The sequence below is a fragment of the Aquimarina sp. TRL1 genome (assembly GCF_013365535.1).
Taxonomy (GTDB): domain Bacteria; phylum Bacteroidota; class Bacteroidia; order Flavobacteriales; family Flavobacteriaceae; genus Aquimarina; species Aquimarina hainanensis.
Window position 1 is genome coordinate 62,045 of the sequence record NZ_CP053590.1, and the last position, 23,059, is coordinate 85,103.

At 33.6% G+C, this 23,059-nt stretch carries 17 protein-coding genes; 9 read left to right on the plus strand and 8 right to left on the minus strand.

The features are described 5' to 3' along the window. The first annotated feature begins 10 nt into the window (after positions 1-10). The 6 genes from HN014_RS00275 to HN014_RS00300 all read left to right on the plus strand — a co-directional run bounded on the left by HN014_RS00275 (position 11) and on the right by HN014_RS00300 (position 7,150). Complete coding sequence (locus tag HN014_RS00275; protein ID WP_176026917.1) at positions 11-1,399, plus strand: tetratricopeptide repeat protein; 1,389 nt, start codon at positions 11-13, stop codon at positions 1,397-1,399. A gap of 251 nt (positions 1,400-1,650) precedes the next feature. Beyond that, positions 1,651-2,616, plus strand: coding sequence for a DUF368 domain-containing protein (locus HN014_RS00280; RefSeq protein ID WP_176026918.1), 966 nt, complete (start codon positions 1,651-1,653; stop codon positions 2,614-2,616). Between the two features lie 9 nt (positions 2,617-2,625). Further along, positions 2,626-3,654: a DUF368 domain-containing protein gene (locus HN014_RS00285; protein WP_176026919.1), complete on the plus strand. Its 1,029-nt coding sequence runs from the start codon at positions 2,626-2,628 to the stop codon at positions 3,652-3,654. After that, complete coding sequence (locus tag HN014_RS00290; RefSeq protein WP_176026920.1) at positions 3,651-4,379, plus strand: shikimate dehydrogenase; 729 nt, start codon at positions 3,651-3,653, stop codon at positions 4,377-4,379. The genes HN014_RS00285 and HN014_RS00290 overlap by 4 nt, the downstream gene beginning before the upstream one ends. A 143-nt stretch (positions 4,380-4,522) precedes the next feature. Beyond that, positions 4,523-6,511, plus strand: a complete 1,989-nt coding sequence (locus HN014_RS00295) for a DUF349 domain-containing protein (protein ID WP_176026921.1) — start codon at positions 4,523-4,525, stop codon at positions 6,509-6,511. A 6-nt stretch (positions 6,512-6,517) separates the two neighbouring features. Further along, positions 6,518-7,150: a class I SAM-dependent methyltransferase gene (locus HN014_RS00300; RefSeq protein WP_176026922.1), complete on the plus strand. Its 633-nt coding sequence runs from the start codon at positions 6,518-6,520 to the stop codon at positions 7,148-7,150. Positions 7,151-7,333: 183 nt separating this feature from the next. On the opposite strand, the gene HN014_RS00305 is transcribed toward HN014_RS00300, so the two are convergent. The 3 genes from HN014_RS00305 to HN014_RS00315 all read right to left on the minus strand — a co-directional run bounded on the left by HN014_RS00305 (position 7,334) and on the right by HN014_RS00315 (position 13,784). Then, a complete protein-coding gene (locus tag HN014_RS00305) occupies positions 7,334-8,773 on the minus strand; it encodes a SusD/RagB family nutrient-binding outer membrane lipoprotein (RefSeq protein WP_176026923.1) in 1,440 nt (479 codons plus the stop codon). Positions 8,774-8,791: 18 nt separating this feature from the next. Further along, complete coding sequence (locus HN014_RS00310) at positions 8,792-11,950, minus strand: SusC/RagA family TonB-linked outer membrane protein (RefSeq protein WP_176026924.1); 3,159 nt, start codon at positions 11,948-11,950, stop codon at positions 8,792-8,794. Between the two features lie 457 nt (positions 11,951-12,407). Beyond that, positions 12,408-13,784 (minus strand): AraC family transcriptional regulator, encoded by a 1,377-nt coding sequence (locus tag HN014_RS00315; protein ID WP_217704354.1) that lies wholly within the window; start codon positions 13,782-13,784, stop codon positions 12,408-12,410. A gap of 523 nt (positions 13,785-14,307) precedes the next feature. Between HN014_RS00315 and HN014_RS00320 the strand changes: the two genes are divergently transcribed. From HN014_RS00320 to HN014_RS00330, 3 genes are read left to right on the plus strand one after another with little or no spacing between them, the layout of a single operon-like run. Further along, positions 14,308-14,838, plus strand: coding sequence for a GNAT family N-acetyltransferase (locus tag HN014_RS00320; RefSeq protein ID WP_176026926.1), 531 nt, complete (start codon positions 14,308-14,310; stop codon positions 14,836-14,838). A 39-nt stretch (positions 14,839-14,877) separates the two neighbouring features. Next, positions 14,878-15,396, plus strand: coding sequence for an alpha/beta hydrolase (locus HN014_RS00325; protein WP_176026927.1), 519 nt, complete (start codon positions 14,878-14,880; stop codon positions 15,394-15,396). Next, a complete protein-coding gene (locus tag HN014_RS00330; RefSeq protein WP_176026928.1) occupies positions 15,393-15,872 on the plus strand; it encodes an N-acetyltransferase in 480 nt (159 codons plus the stop codon). Before HN014_RS00325 ends, HN014_RS00330 begins: the two co-directional genes overlap by 4 nt. A 57-nt stretch (positions 15,873-15,929) precedes the next feature. Here HN014_RS00330 and HN014_RS00335 read toward each other — a convergent pair whose 3' ends face one another. The 5 genes from HN014_RS00335 to HN014_RS00355 all read right to left on the minus strand — a co-directional run bounded on the left by HN014_RS00335 (position 15,930) and on the right by HN014_RS00355 (position 22,938). Beyond that, complete coding sequence (locus tag HN014_RS00335; protein ID WP_176026929.1) at positions 15,930-18,953, minus strand: M14 family zinc carboxypeptidase; 3,024 nt, start codon at positions 18,951-18,953, stop codon at positions 15,930-15,932. Positions 18,954-19,158: 205 nt separating this feature from the next. Further along, positions 19,159-19,932: a nucleoside triphosphate pyrophosphohydrolase gene (mazG, locus tag HN014_RS00340; RefSeq protein WP_176026930.1), complete on the minus strand. Its 774-nt coding sequence runs from the start codon at positions 19,930-19,932 to the stop codon at positions 19,159-19,161. A gap of 15 nt (positions 19,933-19,947) precedes the next feature. Further along, positions 19,948-20,892 (minus strand): nitronate monooxygenase family protein, encoded by a 945-nt coding sequence (locus tag HN014_RS00345; RefSeq protein WP_176026931.1) that lies wholly within the window; start codon positions 20,890-20,892, stop codon positions 19,948-19,950. 45 nt (positions 20,893-20,937) lie between these two features. Beyond that, entirely contained in the window at positions 20,938-22,125 is a 1,188-nt protein-coding gene (mnmA, locus tag HN014_RS00350; protein WP_176026932.1) for a tRNA 2-thiouridine(34) synthase MnmA, read from the minus strand. Positions 22,126-22,251: 126 nt separating this feature from the next. Further along, on the minus strand, positions 22,252-22,938 hold the full coding sequence (locus HN014_RS00355) for a toxin-antitoxin system YwqK family antitoxin (RefSeq protein WP_176026933.1): 687 nt from the start codon (positions 22,936-22,938) through the stop codon (positions 22,252-22,254). Between the last annotated feature and the right edge of the window lie 121 nt (positions 22,939-23,059).

The following is a 23,059-nucleotide window of genomic DNA, read 5'->3' on the forward strand; positions in this document are numbered from 1 at the left end:
CTTAAGATGTATGAAATTTAACCACGAAGAAGAGGATAACTTATCACTTACACGATACGAATCCATGTTACGATCGAATGATGTCAAATTCTTTGACTCTAATGAATTTGAATCAATTATTCATCATTATTTAGAAAACGGAAAAATAGCCAAAGCTAAAAAAGCTATTTCCTTAAGTCTTTCTCAACATCCTTCATCCGTTAATTTAAAACTCTTACAGGTAGAGGTATTGGTATTTGAGGATCGCTTGGAAAAAGCAGATACCTTACTTGCTCAACTCCATGCTATTGAGCCTGAAAACGAAGAAATTTATATCCAAAAAGCAAATATCCTTTCCAAACAAAACAAACATAAAGAAGCCATTGATTTATTATTTATGGCGCTGAGTTACACTTCTAATGAAGCCGATGTATTTTCTTTATTAGGAATGGAATATCTTTTTATGGATGATTTTGAGAATGCCAAAATTAACTTCATGAAATGCCTGGAGGCTGATGGAGAAGATTACTCTGCCTTATACAATATCATCTATTGCTTTGATTTCCTCGAACAACATGAAGAAGCTATAGAATACCTGAATCGATTTCTTGACAAAAACCCATATTGCGAAGTTGCATGGCATCAAATAGGAAAGCAATACTATGACCTGGGAATGTTCAAAAAAGCATTAGCAGCTTTTGATTTTGCGATCATCAGTGATGAATACTTTATCGGTGCCTATCTGGAAAAAGGAAAAGTACTGGAAAAATTAAAACGCTATAACGAAGCTATTGAAAACTATAGAATCACACTCGAACTAGATGACCCTACCTCTTTTGCTTTATTGCGTATAGGAAAGTGTTTTGAAAAACTGGGAAGTGATGACCTGGCTATACAGCATTATTCCAAAACGGTTCATGAAGACCCCCTACTGGATAAAGGTTGGATTGCAATTACTGATTTTTATATGAGAAAGCGCAATTATCAAAAAGCACTCTATTATATAAATAAGGCTATTAGTATTGATAGTGAAAATGTGTTGTATTGGAAAAGATATGCTAAGATCAATAATCGACTCGCATTCTTTGAAGAAGCAGAAACGGGTTACCAAAAAGCAATTGAACTTGGAAATTATGAATTAGATACCTGGCTCAATCGCTCTGATATTTTACGATTTCTGGGGGAATCTAACGCTGCTATTATCAACCTAAAGCAAGCGATCGAGTTTTATCCTGATAACGCAGAAATCCACTATCGATTAGCCGGTATGTACTATGAAACGCAAGAACTGTCCAAAGGAGAATCCCATTTGAGAAAAGCGTTGCGCCTGGATAGAGAGTACACCATTGTTCTTGAAGAATTATTCGAAACAGTTTACAACCTATCATTAGTAAAAAATATAATTTCTGAATATCAGTAAACATCTTATAGACAAATATTAAAAATAGTATCAGCCCGAATCAGCTCACAAGCTGTTTATATACCAATTATCTCATAACTAGATAAAGATTACGCATAGTAAACATACTGCTAAAACCTGTAGTAAATCGTTCCCTCAGTTTTCTGGTATAAAAATCTTACCTCCTCAATAAAAAGCCTCTTTTTTCATCAGAGGTTTCCCCTGAAAATTGCATACATTTGTTTGACATTTAATCTTTAAAAACAAAGAGAATGCAACGAAGTCTTAAGGACTACCTTATAATTACATTAAAGGGACTAGCCATGGGAGCTGCCGATGTGGTTCCTGGAGTATCTGGAGGTACCATCGCTTTTATTTCCGGAATTTATGAAGAACTTATAGAAACCATTCATAGACTGGACATTAAATTTTTCAAAACCTGGAGAAAAGACGGGCTATTCTCTGCCTGGGAATCCTATAACTTATCATTTTTAGTCGCCTTATTTTTAGGGATAGTGATTAGTATATTGTCTCTTGCTAAACTTATAAAATGGTTGTTACATCATCAGCCTTTACTCTTATGGGCTTTCTTTTTTGGTTTAGTTATCGCTAGTATTTTATATATAGGAAAACAAATAAATTCCTGGAGTCCAAAAACGATAATCAGTGTTATTGTAGCAGCAGTTCTATCTTATTTTCTAACAGTTGCAGAACCGCTAAGTTCCCCTGAAAATAACTGGTATTTATTATTTTGTGGGTTTATAGCAATTATTGCTATGATTTTACCGGGAGTATCCGGAGCTTTTATTCTCTTAATACTTGGGGCTTATCAAACATTTATCGATATATTAAATCAATTGAGAAATGGGATTATCAACCTAGACTTTGATGCCGTTTACCAATCGCTAAGTAAAATTATCATTATCGGTATTGGAGCCCTTATAGGGTTAAAACTATTCTCCAAAATCCTAAACTGGATGTTTAAGAACCACAATAACATCACATTAGCAATTCTTACAGGTTTTATGATCGGTTCTCTGAATAAATTATGGCCCTGGAAAAAAGTACTTTCCTGGAGAGTAAATTCAGAAGGAATTAAAGTTCCATTTATAGAGAAAAGTATTCTTCCTACAACATATGAAGGAGATCCTAAAATATTTCTGGTTATTCTACTAGTTTCTTTAGGTTTTTTATTAATTTTTACACTGGAACGCCTTGCCGTAAAAAAAGAACAATAACTCATTACTATGCCACAGGATACTCGTACGCTTCGGGATAAATTTTTCTTAGTGATAAAAGGATTATTAATGGGCGCTGCTAATAAAGTGCCTGGGGTATCCGGAGGGGTTGTTGCTTTTGTGGCTGGTTTTTACGAAGAGTTTATTTACTCTTTGCAAAAAATAAACCTAAAAGCTTTTAAACTTCTAATCAATTTTAGATTTTCCAGTTTTTGGCGGTATATAAACGGAAAATTTCTAGGTTTATTAATCTTAGGAATGCTGATTAGTTATTTTAGTGTCTCTAAGCTGTTAGATTACCTAATTGTTCACTATGAATTATTTGTCTGGTCTTCATTTTTTGGGATGATTATCGGATCAATCTATTATATCATTAAAGATTTTAACGACTGGAGTAAGCAAAATATTTGTTTTATTCTGGTAGGGGTTATTGTAGGAGTTAGCATTAGTTTATTAGAACCTGCCAAAGAAAATGACAATTTATGGTTTGTATTTATTTGCGGGATTATAGGAGTTTCTGGAATGACATTACCTGGACTCTCCGGTTCTTTTATCCTTATTTTGCTAGGCAACTATGTACTATTGCTCGTTGACTCTGTCAATGCCCTTTTTGATACTATCAAAGACTTAATAAATGCGGATACTTCTTTTTTGGAAGACGGGGAACGCATTCGACTCCTCAAAGTTCTTATTGTATTTAGCCTGGGATCTATAACAGGTCTAGTCTCACTCTCTCATATTCTGGGATATGTATTGAAACGTTATAAAAATGCTACTTTTGCCATCATTATTGGTTTCATAACGGGCTCTTTAGGTGTTGTATGGCCCTGGAAAACAAAAGTTTTCAAAATGGATACTACCAATTCTCATATCTTGGATGCGAATGGCAACCCAATTCTGGATAACTACAATCGTTATCTCCCAGATTTTTCAATTCTTCAAACATATATCGCTCTCTTTTTCATCATATTCGGTATTGGTATCGTTATATACTTGGAATGGTATGGGCAACAAACGCGTAAATCTTCTAAAAAATGAAAACATTTGGTTTATTGGGTAAGAACATAGGGTATTCTTTCTCTCGGAGTTTTTTTTCTGAAAAATTCAAAAACGAAAATTTATCATGCGAGTATAGAAATTTTGATATTGCTCAAATTAATGATGTAAAAGAAATATTAGACTCGGATGAAATAAAAGGTCTTAATGTAACAATTCCCTACAAGGAGGAAATTATTCATTTTCTGGATGCCCTCGATCCGACAGCAAAGGAAATAGGAGCTGTAAATGTGATCAAATTTACTGCTGACAACAAGCTTATCGGCTATAATAGTGATTATTATGGTTTTACCGAATCGCTAAAACCATTACTCCATAGCGAAATAAAAAAAGCATTAATCCTAGGTACTGGAGGAGCTTCCAAAGCGATTGCCTATGCTTTGGAACAATTAAACATTCAATACTCCTTTGTTTCCAGAAATCCCGATTTTAAAGAACTTCATTACAAAGATCTGGATGAAGATATTATTCGGGCATACAAACTCATTATAAATTGCACCCCTTTGGGAACACACCCTAACATTTATAATTATCCGGATATACCTTATGAATTCATTTCTGAAAAACACGTTTTATACGATCTCATCTACAACCCTGAAGAGACTGAATTCATGAAAAAAGGGAAAGAAAGGGGAGCCACAACCTCTAATGGTTTGCAAATGTTAATTTTACAAGCACAAAAAGGTTGGGAAATCTGGAATTCGTAACAGAATAGCTCTTCAAAACCTCTTTAGAACATAAAAATCAAAAAGATACAAATGCCAAATAAAAGAATTCCTTTTGAGTTTTTAGCAGATGTTAGTATCTTAGTCAATCAGTAAGTTAAGACAAACAATAAACATTTTAAGCGATGTCAACACATGATAACCTGCCTGAAGCAGATGGAAATAAGGATAATAAGGTAGAAACAATAGAAGCTACTGTCGATAATTCAGCTAATGAGATTTCTTCTGCAAATGCAGAACAAACTGACAATATTGACAATACCGCTCCTGAAGCAGTTTCTCCTACAAATGACGAGGAAATGGAAAAAGCGGACAAAAACAACGATGAGATTCAAGCGCAAATGGATAATGCTGTTGCTGAAGAAAGTGAAGATGAAGGAATTTCCGAAAAACATGACATCGAAAAAAAGGATTATCATGCCATGAGCAAAGAAGAATTGATTAAAGAGCTTAGGCTTTTAATCAAAAATGAAAAGGTTCAGGCAATAAAAGAACATGTAGAAGAAATAAAACTGGAATTCAACAATAAATTCAATGAAGAATTCGAACAAAAAAGAGAGGAATTTATTGCTGATGGTGGAAATTTGATTGATTTCTATTATTCTACCCCTGTAAAGAAAGAATTTAATTCTGTGTATTTTGATTATAAAGAAAAGCGAAATGCATTTTATCAAAATCTCAAAAAAGATCTTCAGGCTAACTTACAAAAGAGACTTGACCTCATAGAAGAATTAAAAGGGCTACTCAATGCTGATGAGAATATCAATTCTACCTATAATCATTTCAAAAGTATACAGGAAAGATGGCGTAATGCCGGAGCAATCCCAAGAGATAAGTATAACACAGTCTGGAATACGTATCATCACCATACTGAGAACTTTTATGACTTCTTACACCTCAACAGAGAATTTCGCGATTTAGATTTTAAACACAATCTGGATCAGAAATTAAAAATTATAGAAAGGGCTACTGAATTAGCTCAGGAAACAGATGTAAATCGCGCTTTTAGAGAATTACAGCTCTTACATAAAATGTGGAAAGAAGATCTAGGTCCTGTGGCAAAAGAATACAGAGAACCTATCTGGGAGAAATTTAGTGCTCTTACCAAACAAATCCATGAGAACAGACAAGGCTATTTCAGAGAACAGGATAAAGTCTATGAAAAAAACCTGGAAGTTAAAACTGAGATCATCAATTCAATAAAGGAAATTGCGGCTAAACCTTCTAAAAGTCATAATGATTGGCAACAAAAAATTAAGGAAATAGAGGCTCTCAGAGAAGCGTTTTTTAAAGCTGGAAAAGTCCCTAGTAATGTCAATGAAGAAACCTGGACGCTCTTCAAAACATCCATTCGGGATTTTAACCGAGAGAAAAATGCTTTTTATAAAAATTTAAAGAAAGATCAATTCGAGAATCTAAATAAAAAATTAGAGCTGATCAAAATTGCAGAGGACAATAAGGATAATGATGATTTCTCCTCTACTACTCCTCTAATGAAAAAAATCCAGTCTGACTGGAAGAAAATCGGACATGTTCCCAGAAAAGAGAGTGATAAAATATGGAAACGCTTTAAAGATGCTTGTAACTTTTATTTCGACCGTATTCATGCAGAAAGAGACGAAGCTAATAAAGAAGAAACTGCTGCTTATGAGAAAAAGAAGCAACATATAGAAGCTTTAAAAGACCTTACTTTATCTGGTAATCCTGAAAGCGATCTGGCTACTATAAAAGAAAATATTGCTGCTTGGAAAGAAATAGGAAGAGTTCCTTTTAACAAAAAAAGTATTGAGAACGATTATAATAAAATCCTGGATGATTTATTTGGTCAACTGAATATGAGCCGAAAGGAAACTGAACTTATTAAGTATGAAAACAAGCTAAATGCACTTTCTAATCAGAATGACGAGCGTGCTATTAGAAATGAACAAAACTTCATTCGTAAAAAAATCGAAGAAGTACACAATGAGATCCGGCAGTTAGAAAACAACTTACAGTTCTTCAAAAATGCTAAGGATGACAATCCTATGGTATTAGATGTTAAGAAAAACATTGCGAAACACCGAGAAAGTCTTGAGGTTTGGAAAACGAAGCTAAATAAGCTAAAAGCCTTATAAATATCTATGCCGTGCTGTCCATTATGTAATACAGCCTGTCTTGATATTTTTTCCAAAATTCAGCAAAAAACATATTATAATTGCCCTACATGCAATGGGGTATTCTTAGATGCTATCTATTTTTTATCTGCTGAGGAAGAAAAAGCCCGGTATGAATTACATAATAATGATATCCATAATATAGGCTACCAGAAATTTGTTAGCCCTATAGTAGAAGACGTACGTACACATTATTCAAAACAACACAAAGGATTAGACTATGGAAGTGGAAGTGGTCCGGTGATTACAAGTTTACTTAGAGATTCTAAGTATGATATTACGACCTATGACCCTTATTTTGATCCAAACCAAAACGCTTTATCCGGTAATTACGACTATATTGTATGCTGTGAAGTAATGGAGCATTTTTACACCCCTTTTAAGGAGTTTAATATGCTCCATTCTTTATTAGTTCCTGGTGGTCGCTTATTCTGTAAAACAACTCTCTATCAACCGGGTGTAAAATTCGAAACCTGGTGGTATAAAAACGACCCTACTCATGTCTTTTTTTATTCAGAGAACACCTTACTATGGATACAAAAAAACATAGGGTTTTCTGAGCTATTTCTGACAAAAAATCTTATTACCTTTCTAAAATAGATTCATAAGAGTTCTATTATAATATATAGTATTTTCCTTTTCCCACCAATCGACTTTCTGTAGTATATCACAAAAAATAAGGTGACTCAGTAGAGTCACCTTATTTTAAAATGAAAATTAGTTTAAATAAGTGATTACATTATTCCACGAATAAAAGCTTTCTTTCCATTGGTTCTCTTTGGATTATTTTTCGAAGTACATTGCCTCTATAAGCGGCTTTAAATCAGGAGCATTAGGATTCGCCGTATTCTCACTTAATGGCACCTGGTATCTTCTTATATTATCTGTTAAAACTGTTCCTTCTATCGACTCATATGCAGGTACTTTATTTCTTCTTATATCTGTCCAGGATTCCATATGCCTAGTAAAATCTGCTATATAATGTTCTTCATGAATTTTCCGTAATGCATCATCTTCAGAATCCCCACTAATTGAACCTCTTGGAGATCCTAGGTAAGCATCCTTATCTGCCTGAGGAATTTCCCCTGGAATTCCATTATAAAAATCTAATGAAGAAGCTATCCCTGCTCTGTAAAAACTATCTGCATCTCCACTAATCCATCCTTTTAAAGCTGCCTCTGCCAAATAGAAATTTACTTCTGAAGCTGTCATATATCTATCAGGCATTTCCGGACGAATGATGTTTAATGAAACCTGGGATGCTCCTCCGGTAAAAACACCTTGAGGCAAACCTATGTAATTCCCTTCTACTGAATCAAAATAAGTAGCTCTTCTAGGGTCATTATTATTATTCATTAAGTTAATCAACGTAGTCCCCCCTGCATAAAAAGTATTCTGTCCTCCAGCAAACTGAACAACTAATGTATATTGAGGGTTTTGATTCCCTGCTTCATCAAAATAATCTATTTTTGCTTCATAAATATTTGAAGTGATAAGTGGTTGATTCGCTACCTCTTGTATTTCACTTGCTACAGAAGTTGGATCGACATTAGCAATTAACATTAATGCTTTTAACTTAATTGAATTAGCAAAACGAATCCAGCTTTCTCTATCTCCTCCATAAAGCAAGTCTGCGGGAGCTCCCATAATAGCGGTTTCAGTAGACAAGGCCATAACTGCTTCATCTACTAGTGAAGGAATTCCTCTCAATACTTCTTCTTGTGTATCAAAATTAGGATTAGGAAATTCTTTTACATTTAATGCCTCACTAAATGGTATATCTCCAAAAGTCTGTGTCAAATTCAAGTATGTAAAAGCTTCCAACGTTTTGGCCTGACCAATAATATTTGTTGCAGTAGGATTATTTCTTTCTGTAAGGACACGAATTTGCTGTAAATTTCTTAATCCAGTTGTATAATTAAAAAACCACATATTATTAATCGTATTAGTACTTATTGTACCTCTCTCCGGTCCGACAAAAACACCAAACGGAGCAGAAAAAGACCACTGTTGGGAATGTGTACTCATCTGAAAAGCTTCTACTGTTCTACTGGATGTAATACCTCCTAATAATACCTGAGGTAAAAGAAGTTCTGGGCTTATATCTATAGCTGCTAATGGATCTTTATTTATTCCTTCTATAGAATCATCACATCCTGTATTTAACAAAACAAGAATCGATACTAAGAAAACACCAAATTTGTTTTTAAAAATATTTTTCATTTTTTCTCTTTTAAAATTTTAGAAATTAGCTTGAATATTGAATCCAAAACTTCTCGTAGAAGGAACTCCCCCTCTTTCTATTCCTTGTAGGTTACTTGCTGAACCTCCAAGACCTGCTTCTGGATCTATATGAGGTACATCTGTATTAAATATTGCTAAATTCCTACCTTCTAAAGCTATTTGTAATGATTTTAAAGGTGTTCTTTTAAGAACTTCAGGAGAAAAAGTGTATGCTAAACTAATCTCTCTCCATTTTATAAAAGTTGCATCAAAAACATTTCCTTCTACAATACCAGAATTCGCATACCCGTTCCAATATCTCTGTAAACTTGCTACAGGTGTTGTATTAGGAATAATATTTCCTGTGCCATCATCAATATATGTATTGGGATCCACAAAAACCTCTCTGTTATTAACAGCAGTTTCTTCTGCTAGACCTGTACGTCTAAGTTGCCCGACAGTATTAGAGAAAATTTTCCCTCCTTTTCTATAATCAAAAGTAGTAGAGAGCCTCCAACCTTTATATCTAAAAGTAGAAGTTATCCCCATAGTGAAATCAGGAAAAATACTTCCGAGTTTTCCATTTTGTCCTATCTGTCTAATCCCATTTTCATCAACTAAAATCTGATCTTCAATTTCTTCTCCATTTTCATCTGTTGCCCTGAGAAATCTTGGTCCGAACAATTGCAGATCTTCTCCTTCTAATGCCCGTACAGCGATTCCATCAAAACCTGTTGCCAGATTTAACCCTTCAATACCACCTAAATCATCTACATTAAATTTATTGGTCGTAAAGTTATAATCAAGGTCCCAATTAAAATCCTGATGTTTAATAACTTTTGCATTCACCTGTAATTCAACCCCTTTATTACTAATCTGCCCTACATTTGTTAAAAAATTAGAAAAACCTGAAGTTTGTGCCGTAGGTACTTGTATAATCTGATCTTCGGTAAAGTTCTCATAGTAGGTTGCATCAATTAATAATCTATTGTTAAACAGACCTAATTCAATACCTATTTCAAAGTTTTCTTGATTCTCTGGTTTAAGGTTTTGATTTGCTAATATCCCATCTGAATTAAAAGCTAAAGCTCCTCCAAATGGAAAAGTTCCATTTTGACTAAATTGTTGAAAAAATCCAGTATCAGGATTAAATGTAAAATCCAAAAGATAAGCCCCTGTATCGACCCCTACATTGGCCCAACTCCCACGGAGTTTACCATAACTTAAAAAATCATTCTGAATATCCAATGCATCTGAAAATACCCAACTTAACGAAACTGAAGGATAAAAGAAACTATTATTAACCTCTGGTAATGTAGATGACCAGTCATTCCTACCTGTAACATTTAGTATCAGCCAATTTCTAAACCCTAACGTTACATCCCCAAAAGCTCCAAAAATTCTTCGCTTACCGAAATCCTTAGTTGGTGTATTTACTTCTGCATTTCCTGGCGCAAACAGCTCCGGAACAGTTAAGTTTTGACCTTGATTCCCTATTCGCTCAAAAATCCTTTCATTCCATTGCATTCCTCCTCTCAAGGTTAAATCAAAATCATCATTTAGATCTTTATCATAGGTTCCTATAAGATCGAGTGTCAACTCTCTGTTTTCTATAAAATCATCTCTGTAATTTCCTCTAAGTTGACCTATTGTACCTATACTATTATGAATAAGTCTTCTATCGGTATATGTATCATATCCAACTCTCCCTAAAACATCAAACTCACTTATCGGTCTATATTGTAAAGAAGCGTTCCCAAAAAAGCGTTGAACAGTGGTTTGTGTTGCATTCTGACGAGCAATAAACAGTGGATTATTGGTTTGTCCCCCTGGGTCATTTATTTGATTTCCAAACTCATCTACATCTGGGTCAAACAATGAAAAATCTGTAATTCGAGACAGGCCATTTACTATATTAGTTAGAATATTAGGGTCATTGGCTCCTGCTGCTGCGGTACCTTGTGTATTTGTTCTCACATAATTAACATTAAATCTGGAACTTAGTTTATCACTAAATGACTTTCCTGCGTTCAACCCTATATTAGCCCTGTTTAATGCTGAATTAGGAACTGTCCCTTCTTGATCAGTATATGAAACACTTAACCTATAATCATCTCCTTCCTGAGATGCTCCTGAAACTGTAAAACTATTAATCTTAGTAATTCCTGTATCATAAAAGTCTTTTACCCCATCTTTATAAATTTGAAAAGGTACTTGTTCCCCTCTTAAATTAGTAAATGTCTGTCCTTGTAAAGAAGAGTCATTAATACTGGGACCCCAACCACTGGTTACCTGTCCTCCATTGGGTTGTGCAAAATCGTAACCCCCCTCATCTCCACTTATATATGTATTCTGAAAATCAGGCAACCTTAACGGTCTATCGAATCGTAAACTTGTGCTTACTGTTATATTGGCCTTTTGGTTTATTTTTCCTTTTTTAGTTGTTATTACAATAACACCTCCCGAAGCTCTAGATCCATATAAAGCTGCGGCAGAAGCTCCTTTTAGAACAGAAACACTCTCTATATCATCCGGATTAATATCTTGCGCTCTGTTTCCAAAATCAAACCCTCCAGAAATTCTAGATCCAGTAGATATATTTTGATTAGAAATAGGAACCCCATCAACAACAAATAATGGTTGTTGATCTCCTTGTAAACTAGAAATACCACGAATCAATATTCTTGTTGACCCCCCTACATTTCCACTTTGATTCTGAATGACAACTCCTGAAGTTTTCCCTTGTAAAGCACTTAGTAAATTTGTCTCTCTTACTTCATTTAAATCTTCTGATTTTATTTTGGAAACAGCATACCCTAATGATCTAGATGAACGCTCAATACCTAAAGCGGTCACAACTACTTCCTCTAATTCAGATGTATTAATTGATAATTTCACATTAATAACATCTTTATCCCCTATAACAATTTCTTTTGTATTAAACCCTACATAACTAAAAGATACTACAGCTCCTTTATTAACCTCTAGCGAATAGTTACCGTCAAAATCTGTTTGTGCCCCTTTATTCATATTCTTAATAAGAATATTTACTCCTGGTAAAGGTTGTCCATTATCATCGGTAACCATTCCAGAAATACTTTTTTGTTGAGCGAATATCATACAGGACGTAAATAATGCTAGCAACAATAATTTGTAATGATGTACATGTACTCTCATAAATAAAAATTTCAAAAAAATTAAGTTATGTTTTGTTATTTTTGCAGATAATTAAAAAGGACTGGTGATTTTTCTTTTGGCTAATTAAAAAATCTAAACAAAAATCACATCACAAACATTCGATGAATTTCCAACCTGTCCTTTTTAATTATCTACTATACAAAAAAACAGATCCCCCTTAATAATTAAGGGAATCCTTATCAGGTTTTACCTTTGCCGACAAATATTTACCAGTAATTTTTAGGAAGTTCTCAAGAAATAAAACGGGTTTACTTTATAATGAAATGAAAATAAACTCTAAATAGTAATCAATGTATTTATTAAAATAACTGGATCAAATCCTCTAAAAAGAGAATTCACTTTGTTAAAAAAATAATATTAACATCGTATTCTTCTACAAACAAGGGATTCATCAATAGAAATTTTGGTTGGTTATATATTAGTAAAACACCACATTTCACGCCACTACTAAAGATTTCATATATTCTGAAGGAGTGATATGATTATACTTTTTGAATGATTTATTAAACGTAACTTTATTATTAAACCCCACTTCATAAGCTACATCAATAATATTTATATTTTTATACCCCTCACTTCTTAAAATTATTTTTGCTTCCCTTATTCGATATGTGTTCATTAATTCAAAAAAATTGAGATTGAAATGCTCATTAATAATCTGAGAAGTATTATGCCTGTTAGTTCCTAACATTTCAGACAATTTCTGAAGTGTGATATTATTTTGTTTAAAAACCTTTTCTTCATCTAACAAGATCAATAATTTTGCTTTTAATTCTAATGAATAACTTTGAGTAAGTCCCGATTTCTTATATTTCTTAAACGAGCTATACTCCATATCTCCAGATAACTCTAATGACTTTATTTTTAACCCCCTAAATAACACCTTTGAGTTTATCCTCCCTAAAGCATCTGGATTTACATAAGCTATATATCCTATGTAAACAATAAAACATATTATTGACACTATCAGTCCATAAAATAATATTTCTTCTGCTAGATTATTTATAAATAATATCACGTAAATACCATAAAAGATAATGTGCCCTCCCCAAATGAAAATAATATTTCTTTTCCATTTACCTAAACCATTTAGGTCTTTATCAACCTCCTTCTCTTCCTTATTAAAAAGTCTTAGAACCATCCCTCCATAAATGCTTAAAGACACCCACTTTGAAATAAAAAGAATCGTAGCATGGGACCATTCGTTTGTTATCAGTATTTGTAACTTATCTTGAGAAGGCAAACTGTATATAGGTAACAAAAATAAAATACACACAATCACTGGAACTCCATGTAAAATATCATACTTTCTAAATTCGTATCCTATTATAATTCTTTTAAAATAGAAGTAAAACAGAGGACCATATAACATAGAAGACCAAGCAGAAAAATAAAGAGAGTTAGGATATTCAAGATTATAATTGGTTATTACTAAAGCGATCTCAATACTGTATATTGAATACAGAAAAACCAATACACTAATTAAAAAACTGGCTATTTTATCTGATTTCTTTCTGAAATTTAACACAATAGCAATAAACATTCCAACAAACCCTATATACAAACAAAGTAATGCCCAAATATCTATCTTTTTAAGATATAATTTCTCCAGCTTCTTAAATGCAGTCGAAGTTTTTATTTTTGAAAAAGTATCGTTAGAAACAAAAGAAAAATCCGAGCTGTATTTTATGTAGTTATCAATATACTTACATGCCAACAACTCGTTTTCTTTATTGGCATAATACAATGCCATATTTTTGAAAAAAACTAATGAATCTACAGAAGAATTATTCTCCTCTTTCGTAATGCCCAATTCTTTAGAAAAAGATTGTACATATCTATCATTTTTTTTGTTAATAACATGTCCTATAGAACCATGACTTTTACAAATCAAAAAAAATAAAAAATAAAAAATAAAAAAGATCTTTTTTTTAGAGTCGAAAACTTTATGCCCCCACATAACTACCAATAATCAATTTATATTAATATTAGTTTCTTTAAAAAAAATTCTTTCAACTGACTACTCTAACCTACGTAAAATTTTTAAATATTCCTATCCTATCGTTTTTTCATTTAAAAAAACATATCAAATATTACTATTTAATTTAATAGTCCTAAAAAACTATTTTCCCTGACAACAATTAACTAGTAGGTAAACCGTTATACGTTATCAACATATAAAGAACTAACAATAATTAGTCATTTGACTATTAACTTAAAACCCTGTATTAATTAACCTATCACTAACAACATAAAAACCTACATATCCACAACTTAAAAAACCAAGTAATTCAATTCTATTGTTTTTAGTGATTTTTACAAATGATAACAAATCAATGATCCCTACATCTTTCCCCACATTAAGTACCGAACGATTATTATTAAAACAGACAACCTTTGACGATTATGAAGCTCTTATCGGTTTGCGATCTGATAAGGAGGTAAATAAGTATGTAATTCGACCTGCTGCTACAAACAAAAAAGAAGCACAGTTATTTATTTATAAAATATCAACTGGTTTTAAGCAAAAAAAGAATATCTATTGGGGGATTACCTCGAAAGATGAGCAAAATAAAATGATCGGTTCTATCTGTCTATGGAATTTCTCAAAAGATTACACTACCGCAGAGGTTGGATATGATCTTTTCCCTACTTATCAAAACAAAGGTATTATGACAGAAGCCCTACAGACTATACTTACATATGGTTTTCAGGTTTTGAATCTTCAGAAAATAGAAGCTTATACGCATCGAGAAAATATTGCTTCCAAGAGGTTATTAACTAAAAATAATTTCTCGTTGATTACTGATAAAAAAGATGCTGATAATATTCATAATATTGTTTTCTCTATTAAAAAAACACCTTAAATTTGTTACTCTTCTATAACATTTATCATTCTTTAATTAATGAATATCTATTTCTCTCACGGTAAGGAAAGTGGTCCGAAAGGATATAAAATAAAGAGGCTTTCTGCTATTGCAAAAGATATGGGGTGTGGCATCTACAGTATTGATTATACTGCTATTTCATGCCCTGAAAAGAGAGCTGATCTTCTGATTAAGTATATTCAATTACAGGAGAAAGGAACACCTTACATATTAGTTGGTTCCAGCATGGGGGGATATGTATCCTTAGCTGCTTCTGAAACGATTTCTCCCAAAGCTATTTTTTTGATGGCTCCTGCTTTGTATATTAACGGGTATCAAAAACAACATTTTATACCAAAAACAAAACATATTGAGATTGTTCATGGGTGGAAAGATACTGTTATCTCTCCTAACCATTCACTTCGGTTTGCTCAATCACTTCATTGTGATTTACATCTTATTAATGGAGACCACAGATTGACTGACGCAATTACTTCTATAGAGGCATTATTTTCTAATTTTCTAAAAAAACATTGTATTAACCCCAATGACAAATGATTACCTTACAACTCTATTCTCCAAAACACGATACTGATTTAAAAACATATACATTGAATGAGGAGCAACTTCAGTTCACTGCATTACCAAGTGATCTCCTAACTGATACCGCTATAGTGAATGCCCCTCAAAAGAAGCTTATTTCTATACTTTATAAGGATACGGCTATCGGGCTTTTTATTTTGGATAGTGGAAATGATATTAAATCCTATACAGATCAAAAGAATGTACTACTTCTTAGAGCTTTATCGGTTAATCCTTCTTTTCAGGGAAAAGGGTTTACAAAAAAAGCCATGCTAGAATTGCCCGAGTTTATCAATTCTTATTTTGAAAATATCAAGAACGTATTTTTGGTTGTTAACAAAAGAAATATCGATGCTTATCATTTTTACTTAAAATGCGGTTTTTCAGATACTCAAAAAACTGCTACAGGTCCTATAGGTGACCAGTATATTATGCAACTTAACTTACAATAAATAAATAGAGGCCGTAAGTATTGCGCCCTTACAGCCTCTTTTTCACTAATTGAATTATCAATCAACTTTTATAAATCGTTTATTAACAGTTTTTGTTTCTGTTTTAATTTGTATAACATATGTTCCGGAAGCAATTGCTTCTAATTCTATATATTCTTTTACAAATCCTTTTTTAACAACTTTCCCTTTCAAATCCAGTATTTTATACGGTGTTTCTTTATCCAAATAAGGTAACATTACGAATAATTTATTCTTAGTAGGAGAAGGAAACAATATAATTTCATCTGCTAACGAAGAAAGGTCTGATATTTCTTTAGCGTGCGATTTAGAAGCTGCTCCACATAGTGCTATAAATTTCCAGCTAGTCGCTGTTTTTTCATATAATCTTCCAAAATAAACTACTCGCTCTCCTACCTGGTAAGTTTGATTACTATCATATGGGGCTACTCCTGCACAGGGATCTCCTGAATTTCCTTGGGTTGTAACTGCAAGAGCCGTACTAAAATCAGAAATATTACCTGCAGCATCCTTAGCTCTAACCTTAAACTGATATGCTGTTGCAGCTGTTAATCCTGTAATATCAGAGGTAGTAGTTGTCTCTGTTTTTACTAAAGAATTCCCCTGAAATACCTCATATGCTGTAACTCCAACATTGTCAGTTGATGCATCCCATGATAATGACAGGGAACTCTCTGTCACATTATTCGCAATCAGACTTTTAGGAATTGAAGGAGCCTGAGTGTCATTACCTACAATACCAGTTATAACTACTGTATAATCTTCTACCTCTCCATAATCAAACACTCCACAAGAAGAAGGTAGTTTACTATAGCGCATTATGACCCGCATTCTCGTTGCTCCGTCTGTGGCATTGGATGGCACTACAAAATCTCCACTAACGGGGCTGGTAGTGCTCGCATTTTTAGTCCACACCTGCTCTCCCTGATCTTTAAAATCTCCATCTTTATTATAATCAATCCATACTGAATAGGCTTCTCTATATTGGGTTCCTTTCCACTTTGGTGTGATGGTAATCGTATATGAATTATTTTTCGTCAGATTGGTTTGCAAAGCAGTATGATCATTATAACCACTACCTGCAGCGGTAGTATTATCAATATCTCCCAATTGAACTCTCCCAATATACTCGTCAGTTGCATTATTGGATTTTGCCTCACAGTAAGTAGTCCCTCCTCCAGTAGTAGTCGTTCTAACTTCTGTGCTAAAACCGGATACATTTCCTGCAGCATCTTTTGCTCTAACTTTAAATGTATACGTGGTATTCGGCGACAATCCATTTATAACTGCTGTTGTCTGAGTTACTGAGGTTGCCAGAGAATTCCCCTGATATACATCATATCCCGTAACGCCAACATTATCCGTAGAAGGATTCCAGGATAACCCAACTGAAGTAGCTGTAACATTGGTTACTTCTAACCCCGCAGGAATAGTAGGTGATTGTGTATCTCCTCCACCATCACCATTATAAGTAATGATCACTTCTTTAGTATATTCCCAACTTCCATTTGACACTACTACCCGAATTGGAATTTTTGTTCCTTTGGGAGTATTTGCTTTCAATTGATAAGATATACTTCCTGTTGATGTTCCTAAAAGCGTAAGGTTACTATATTCTTTAGGTTGCCCTAAGGAGCTGATATATGGTGAATCTGATGCCAAGCTTACTTTCCAATTTGCTTGTTTCAGACTATAACGTTTTATAGAAAAATCAATATTTCCGGATAAAGTAGTTATTGTTTGAGAGGCAGTAGATGGAGTGATTACTGCATACCTAGCGACCATTCTCATTACTTTAATATTCAACGGAAATGCCTGGTTACACAAAGGTATAATCCTACTGGAAGCAGGCCAGAATCCATCATTACCACTTCCAACTTCAGGTGTCATAGCCATCATTTTAGACTTGGAATTTTGTTCCCCATACATCCAATCATCCGAGCTTCCGGACCCAGAATAATTAACCGTTTGGTTAGGTGTTCCATATTTATAATTATTTTCTTCCGTCATATACTTACACATCGCTACAAAGGTATCCTGATCTGGAGTAAACGTATTTGCTTTATATCCCCAGGGGTGGATTAATAAGTTCCCGTAAGAATGATAGTTCAATGCTGCTATAAAGTTATGTTGATTACTAAAATCTCTCAGAGCTTTTGTTTCAGGTTCAGAAAACCCGGATGTCCCGTGATAAGTATCACTTCTGGGGTTACTAGAAGATTGAGTTCCCCATTTATATCCATAATTACGATTAAGGTCTACCCCATAGGATCCTCCAGAATTGCGTCTTCTATTTTTTCTCCAGTACCCTCCTCCATTAGGATTTGTGTTCTGATTGTGAATGTATCCATCCGGATTAACAATAGGAATAAAATACAGTTCCATATTATCTACCAGCGTTTTTATTTCATCGTTTGTTTCATAGTTTTCTAACAAATACCACATATAAAATAATGTCTGTGATAACCCTATTGGCTCTCTGGCATGATGAATAGAAGTAAAAAGCATTTCATCCTCATTTTCATCCTGGGTAGGATTGTCACTGATTTTTACCATATAAATGGATCGCCCCTCTATAGAGGTTCCTATAGAAGACTTAGCTGTTATCAGGTTTGGATACAGTTGTCTCATCTTATCCAACATCGCTACTGCCTCATCATGAGAATGAAAACCAGCAATGCTTCCCAACGAAAAATTAGAGGGTGTAGGAACTTGTTGGGCTGCTACCTTATTCTTTTGTTTTGCATTTTTTCTATCTATTTTTTTATTTCTTCTGGGAATTCTTTTTTCCAGATTACGAATCAGGATTTTGTGCTTTATTTTATTTTTTTTTAAAAACTGCAAATCCTTAGCGGAAATTTCTGTAATTACAGCACCATTTTCGAAATGAAAATGATCTGCTTCAAAACCTTGATCGTGAAAAGATGTCAATTGAGTTTTATCTGCATAGATTTGTACTCTGTAATGTTTTTCCTGTGCATTTATAAGAAATGTGCAACATAAAAAAATAAGAGTACACAGATAACCGATCCGTGTTAATCGGTGCGTTGAGTTTGTGTACATTGTTAGTTAAAGTTTTAGTTACTAATGATATAATACATTAGTTAATGAGTTATGTGTTTGTGTTTTAACTACAAAAAAAGCATTTTATTACACACAAAACCTTTAAAAAAACTATAAATCAACTACTTACACTTCTTAATAAAATCTTAAAAAACAACCTCTGTTCTATTTTTAAATAAAAAAACAGCCGTTATTCACAAAAAAATCATAGTTTTTTAGCTTCTTCCCAAAAAACGTCCATCTCTGCAAGTGTCATTTCTTTTAGGCTCTTATCCAGTGATTTTGCTTTTTCTTCTAGGAATTGAAATCTTTTTATGAATTTCTTATTGGTTCTTTCCAATGCATTCTCTGGATTTACTTTTAGAAAACGAGCATAATTGATCATTGAAAATAAAACATCTCCGAATTCTGCTTCTATCTTATCTGTATCTTGTTTTGCTACTTCTTCTTGCAATTCACTAAGTTCTTCCTGTAATTTTTCGAAAACCTGTTGTGGTTCTTCCCAGTCAAAACCTACTCCGGCCACTTTATCTTGTATTCGACTTGCCTTTACCAAAGCTGGTAAAGATCTCGGCACACCTTCCAAAACACTTTTTTTTCCTTCTTTTAGCTTTAATGCTTCCCAGTTACGTTTGACATCTTCCTCACTTTCTACTTTGACATCTCCGTATATATGAGGGTGTCTGTGAATTAACTTTTCACAAATTTCATTAGCTACATCTGCTATATCAAAGTCTTTTGTTTCGCTTCCTATTTTTGCATAAAAAACAATGTGCAACAAGAGATCCCCTAATTCCTTCTTCACTTCATCAAGATCATTATCCAGGATAGCGTCACCGAGCTCATAAGTCTCTTCTATTGTCAGGTGTCGTAAAGATTGAATCGTTTGTTTTTTATCCCAAGGGCATTGTTCTCTCAGCTCATCCATTATCGTCAACAACCTGTCAATTGCTTTTAATTGATCTGTTCTGGAATTCATATCTCTTTCCCGTTTTTATATTTCTATTTGATACATTCGCTCTTTTGTTTCCTGAAAAGAACTTACCAGATTTTCTACAATTTCTGAAACAGGCTTTATATCATGAATCAGTCCAGATACTTGTCCTATCTCCAATTCTCCCTCTACTAGATCTCCTTCAAACATCCCTTTTTTCGCTCTCCCTCTTCCTAGTAATTCTTTTAACTCATCTACCGTAGTCCCTCTACCATATAATTCTTGTACATCTTGGTAAAACTTGTTTTTCAGCAGTCTTACCGGTGCTAATTCTTTTAATGTCAATTGAGTATCTCCTTCTTTTGCTGCTACGATTTTTTGTTTAAAAAGATCATGAGAAGAAGCTTCTTCACTAGCTACAAAACGACTTCCTATCTGTACTCCATCTGCACCTAATGCCATCACTGCATACATGGCAGCTCCCGTAGCAATTCCTCCTGCTGCTATTACCGGAATATGTACCTGCCCTCGTACCATGGGGATTAACGTCAACGTAGTCGTCTCATCTCTTCCATTATGACCTCCTGCCTCAAACCCTTCTACTACCACAGCGTCTACTCCGGCATCCTGCGCTTTTAACGCAAATTTTAAGCTACTCACAACATGAACAACTGTTACTCCTTTTTCTTTCAGAAAAGCTGTATATGTTTTAGGATTTCCTGCTGATGTAAAAACAATTTTTACATTTTCTTCCAGAATAATATTTATGATTTGATCTAAATCCGGATACAACATAGGAATATTAACTCCAAAAGGGCGTTGAGTTGCTTTTTTACATTTCTGGATATGCTCCCTCAAAACCTCCGGATACATCGATCCTGCGCCTATCAGCCCTAATCCACCTGCATTACTTACTGCACTTGCTAATTTCCATCCACTTGCCCATATCATTCCTCCTTGAATAATCGGGTATTGTATTTTGAAAAGTTCTTTTATTTTATTCATGAATATTTTTTATCTGGTTAGGATATTTTATTGTCATATAACTTCTTAAGAAATAACTCCGGAACCAATTAATTCATCCTCCTGATACCAGGCTACGAATTGTCCTTCTGTGATAGCACTTTGATCTGTCTCAAACTCTACATACATTCCTTCTTTTGTTTTATGCAAAACAGCTATATCTAAAGGCTGTCTATATCGAATTCTAGCAAGAACATTCATCTTCTCTCCTTCTTTTAATTGCAAATCTTCTCTTACCCAATGCAATTCATCATTACGAATAAACAACACATTTCGATATAATCCAGGGTGGCTTTTTCCCTGCCCCGTATAAATGATATTAGTATCTACATCTGTTTCTATCACAAATAATGGTTCTGGGGTTCCACCAACCCCCAATCCTTTTCGTTGACCTTTTGTAAAATAATGTGCTCCCTGATGCTCTCCTACAACATGTCCATCGGATAGCTGATATTCATACTTAGAAGACTTAAACAATAATTCTTCTTCTTTGGATACGAAAGAAGGAATTGTTTTTTTATACTTTGCTATTGATGCAGGAATTTCAACTATTTTACCTTTTTTAGGCTTTAATTTTTGTTGTAAAAACTCAGGTAATCTTACTTTTCCGATGAAACACAATCCCTGAGAGTCTTTCTTATCGGCTGTAATCAGGTTTTGCTCTTTAGCAATCTCTCTTACTTCTGATTTTAATAACTCTCCAATAGGAAATAAGGTTTTTGACAATTGATCCTGAGACAACTGACATAAGAAATAGGATTGGTCTTTATTGCCATCTTTTCCTGCTAACAAGCGATGTACTTCCTTTCCTTCAGAAAGTATGGTATCTTTTCTACAATAATGACCTGTAGCTACATAATCTGCTCCAAGCGACAGTGCTATTTTTAAAAAGACATCAAACTTAATCTCTCTATTACACAATACATCTGGATTTGGTGTTCTCCCTTTTTCATATTCATTAAACATATAATCAACTATACGTTCTTTATAGTCTTCGCTCAAATCTACTGTCTGAAAAGGAATCCCTAATTTCTCTGCTACCAATAGTGCATCATTACTATCATCCAACCAGGGACATTCATCTGAAATAGTAACAGAATCATCATGCCAGTTTTTCATGAATAATCCGATCACCTCGTATCCTTGTTCTTTTAATAAATAGGCTGTTACGCTGGAATCAACTCCTCCAGATAGTCCTACAATTACTCGCTTCATTTACAATTCTTTTTGACTCGTATTTTCTTGTTATAAAGCCTCTATTTTGCTAGGGCAAAAGTAACAAATAAAAAAAGCAACACTAATGTATTGCTTTATATATTATCTATTATACAGCAATGTACTTTACATTCCTCTGTTCTTTACCGGAAATAATTTTTGTTCAGATAGCTTACCATCCTTGTAATAATTCCAGATACCATCTTTTTTATCTCTTTTATAATTCCCTTCTATACTTATTTTACCTTCTGCATCATAATATTTGGTAGATCCGTGTAACTGGTCTTTTTCATAAGTATACTCTTTAAGTTTGGTTCCATCTTCTGCATATACAATTCTGATTCCTTCTATTTTCCCTTCGACATAGTTTGTTTTCTCTGTCAACTGACCATTTAAAAAATAAGTTAGCTGCTTTCCGTTCAGTTTCCCATTTTTATATACTTCTGTCATCATAATCTTTGTCGAATTCTTGTGATAATACTTCCAAACTCCTACTCGTTTTTTTCCGATCATTCCTCCTTTACTTATCACATTTCCTGTCGATGTAAAATAAGACACTTTTACGGTATCATTCTCTTTAGAAAATACCTTAATAGCAGTAGGTTTATTTCCACTAGTGGGTTTATAAAACTTAAACTCTCCTACTTCTCTACCATGTTCAAATGTTCCTTCATATCGGATTTGATCTGAATTCTCATATTTCTTCAGCCATTTCCCATGTCGTTTCCCTTCCTGGTCATAAGCATTATACTTTTGAGCTAAGGATACTAACGGAATCATTATAAATACAAAAAAAATAAAATTATACTTCATCACTTATGTAGCTTTGGTAAAAGTATATTACCAAGAAATATACCATTAATTATTTCTATCTAAAATAGAACTCTTATGTTACAAGAACAATTAATTTTTTAAAATATTTTAATTTGACAAA

Bases quoted from the DNA above. Each gene is read 5' to 3' on its own strand.
- HN014_RS00320 (WP_176026926.1), top strand. From the start codon at position 14,308: ATGATCCCTACATCTTTCCCCACATTAAGTACCGAACGATTATTATTA.
- mazG (WP_176026930.1), bottom strand. From the start codon at position 19,932: ATGAATTCCAGAACAGATCAATTAAAAGCAATTGACAGGTTGTTGACG.
- HN014_RS00305 (WP_176026923.1), bottom strand. From the start codon at position 8,773: ATGAAAAATATTTTTAAAAACAAATTTGGTGTTTTCTTAGTATCGATT.
- HN014_RS00355 (WP_176026933.1), bottom strand. From the start codon at position 22,938: ATGAAGTATAATTTTATTTTTTTTGTATTTATAATGATTCCGTTAGTA.
- HN014_RS00285 (WP_176026919.1), top strand. From the start codon at position 2,626: ATGCCACAGGATACTCGTACGCTTCGGGATAAATTTTTCTTAGTGATA.
- mnmA (WP_176026932.1), bottom strand. From the start codon at position 22,125: ATGAAGCGAGTAATTGTAGGACTATCTGGAGGAGTTGATTCCAGCGTA.
- HN014_RS00325 (WP_176026927.1), top strand. From the start codon at position 14,878: ATGAATATCTATTTCTCTCACGGTAAGGAAAGTGGTCCGAAAGGATAT.
- HN014_RS00335 (WP_176026929.1), bottom strand. From the start codon at position 18,953: ATGTACACAAACTCAACGCACCGATTAACACGGATCGGTTATCTGTGT.
- HN014_RS00295 (WP_176026921.1), top strand. From the start codon at position 4,523: ATGTCAACACATGATAACCTGCCTGAAGCAGATGGAAATAAGGATAAT.
- HN014_RS00300 (WP_176026922.1), top strand. From the start codon at position 6,518: ATGCCGTGCTGTCCATTATGTAATACAGCCTGTCTTGATATTTTTTCC.
- HN014_RS00275 (WP_176026917.1), top strand. From the start codon at position 11: ATGAAATTTAACCACGAAGAAGAGGATAACTTATCACTTACACGATAC.
- HN014_RS00290 (WP_176026920.1), top strand. From the start codon at position 3,651: ATGAAAACATTTGGTTTATTGGGTAAGAACATAGGGTATTCTTTCTCT.
- HN014_RS00310 (WP_176026924.1), bottom strand. From the start codon at position 11,950: ATGAGAGTACATGTACATCATTACAAATTATTGTTGCTAGCATTATTT.
- HN014_RS00330 (WP_176026928.1), top strand. From the start codon at position 15,393: ATGATTACCTTACAACTCTATTCTCCAAAACACGATACTGATTTAAAA.
- HN014_RS00345 (WP_176026931.1), bottom strand. From the start codon at position 20,892: ATGAATAAAATAAAAGAACTTTTCAAAATACAATACCCGATTATTCAA.
- HN014_RS00280 (WP_176026918.1), top strand. From the start codon at position 1,651: ATGCAACGAAGTCTTAAGGACTACCTTATAATTACATTAAAGGGACTA.